Below are 2,877 nucleotides of genomic sequence, written 5' to 3'. Positions count from 1 at the left end.
TCCGGTGTTGCGGGCGTCATCAAGATGGTCCTGGCGATGCATCACGGCGTCCTCCCGCAGACGCTGCACGTCGATGAGCCGTCCACGCACGTCGACTGGACTTCCGGTGCCGTGGAGCTGCTGACCTCTTCCACCGAGTGGCCGCAGTCCGACGGCCCGCGCCGCGCCGGCGTCTCCTCCTTCGGCGTCAGTGGGACGAACGCGCACGTGATCCTGGAACAGCCCGAACCGATCACGATCGGCTCCGAACCGGACGCCCCGGTGACCGAGCCGGGCGCGCTGGCATGGGTGCTCTCCGGCAGGAACGAGGCCGCGCTGCGCGGTCAGGCCGCACGGCTGCTGCCCCTGGTCGCCGGCCGTGACGCGCTGTCCGCGCGGGACATCGGTCACTCGCTGGTGACGGGACGGACGCGCTTCGCCCACCGCGCGGTGGTGTGGGGCGAGGACCGCGATGCCCTGGTGCGCGCCCTGTCCGCCCTCGCGGTGGGTGAGCCCGATGCCGGTCTGGCGGAGGGTACGGCCGGTGCCGGGAAGACGGCGTTCCTGTTCTCCGGCCAGGGTTCGCAGCGTTTGGGGATGGGCGGTGAGTTGTACGGTCGTTACCCGGTCTTCGCGGAGGCGTTCGACGCGGTGTGCGCTGCCTTGGACGAGCATCTGGAGCGTCCTCTGCGGGACGTCGTCCGGGGCGAGGACGCGGAGCTGCTGCATCAGACCGTTTATGCCCAGGCCGGACTGTTCGCGATCGAGGTGGCGCTGTACCGGCTGGCGGAGTCCTGGGGTGTGCGCCCGGACTTCGTGGCGGGCCATTCGATCGGTGAGGTCGCCGCGGCACACGTCGCGGGGGTCTTCTCCCTCGCGGACGCGTGCGCGCTGGTGGCGGCCCGAGGCCGGTTGATGCAGCAGTTGCCGTCCGGCGGGGCGATGGTGGCGATCCGGGCGACGGAGGACGAGATCCTTCCGCACCTGACGGAGAAGGTGTCGATCGCCGCGATCAATGGGCCGTCGTCGGTCGTGGTCTCCGGCGCCGAGGACGCCGTGCTCGCCGTCGCCGGACACTTCGAGGGCCGCAAGAGCACCCGTCTGCGGGTCTCGCACGCCTTCCACTCGCCGCTCATGGAGCCGATGCTTGAGGAGTTCCGCGCGGTGGTGGCACGGCTGTCCTTCGGGACACCGACGCTCCCCGTCGTCTCGAACCTGACGGGCCGGCTCGTCGAGCCCGGACAGCTCGCCGACGCCGACTACTGGGTCCGCCACGTCCGCGAGGCAGTGCGCTTCGCCGACGGGATACGGGCCCTGGCGGCGGAAGGGGCGACGCGGTTCCTGGAGCTGGGCCCGGACGCCGTGCTGTCCGCGATGGCCCGGGAGTCGGCACCCGACGAGGCCGTGTTCGCTCCCGTACTCCGCAAGGGCCGCCCCGAGGAGGCGACGCTGCTCGGTGCCCTGGCGCAGCTGTACGTCCGGGGCGCCGAAGTGGACTGGACGGCGCTGTTCGCCGGTACGGGTGCGCGGTGGGCGGATCTGCCGACGTACGCGTTCCAGCACGAGCGGTTCTGGCCCGTGGGCGGCGCGGTGCGTGTGGGTGATGTGCGCTCGGCGGGGCTGGGGTCGGCGGATCATCCGTTGCTGGGTGCGGCGGTGGAGTTGGCGGGTTCTGGCGGGTTGTTGTTCACCGGGCGGTTGTCGGTGTCCTCGCACCCGTGGCTGGCGGATCACGTCGTCCTGGGTTCCGTACTGGTGCCGGGTACGGCGCTGGTGGAGTTGGTGCTGCGCGCGGCCGACGAGGTCGGTTGTGACCTGCTGGAGGAACTGACGCTCGCCGCGCCGCTGGTGCTGCCCGCCTCCGGAAGCGGTGTGCAGGTACAGGTGTGGCTGGGGGAGCCGGACGATTCAGGTCGCCGGCCGGTGTCGGTGCACGCCCGGGAGGGGGAGGGCCCGTGGACGCTGCACGCCGGCGGCGCGGTGACCACAGGAGCCGCAGCGGCCTCCTTCGACGCCGCCGTCTGGCCCCCGGCCGGTGCGCGGCCCCTGGAGGTCGCGGGCTGCTACGACGCCCTCGCGGACGCCGGGCTCGCCTACGGCCCCGCCTTCCAGGGCCTGCGCGCGGCCTGGCAGCTCGGCGAGGACACCTACGCCGAGGTGAGGCTCCCCGAGGGCACGGACGGGGACGCCTACGGGCTGCACCCGGCCCTCTTCGACGCGGCACTCCACGCGGCCACCTTGGGGGCCACGGAAGCGGGCGGCGTCCCGTTCACGTGGACCGGTGTGTCCCTGCACGCCTCCGGCGCCTCGCACCTCCGCGTCCGCATACGGGGCACGGATGACGGGCTGGCGGTCGCGATCGCGGACACGTCCGGTGCGCCGGTCGCCTCGGTGGAGTCGCTGGTCGTCCGTTCGCTCTCGGCCGGGCAGACGCAGGCCGCCGACCGTGACGCCCTCTTCGCGGTCGACTGGGTCCCCGTCCCGCTCACCGACCAGCGGGCGGACCTCGCCACCGGCCCGGCGGGCGAACCGTTGCGGACCCTCGCGGACCTGGAGCCCCTGACGGGAACGGCCGTCCCCGGGACGGTCCTGATCGCGCCGCCCACCGACGCCACCGGAACGGTGGAATCCGTCCACGCCGCAACCGCCTGGGCGCTGGAGACGGCGCAGTCCTGGCTGGCCGACGACCGGTTCGCCACCTCACGCCTGGTGTTCGTCACGCGCGGCGCGGTCCACGGTACGGATCTCGCGGGCGCCGCCGTACGGGGCCTGGTGCGGTCGGCACTGGCGGAGAATCCGGGCCGCTTCGGCCTGGTGGACCTGGACGACGACGCCGGGACGACGGCGCTGGAGCAGGGCCTCGCGACCGACGAGCCCGAACTCCTGGTGCGCGGTGAC

1 protein-coding gene is annotated in these 2,877 nt (G+C 73.2%); it reads left to right on the top strand.

What is annotated here, in order from left to right:
- A partial coding sequence (locus AC51EU_RS29115; protein ID WP_496270087.1) for a type I polyketide synthase occupies positions 1–2,877 on the top strand: 2,877 nt, incomplete at both ends.

It is taken from the genome of Candidatus Streptomyces philanthi (assembly GCF_059553635.1).
This window is presented reverse-complemented; position numbering and strand designations above follow the sequence as displayed.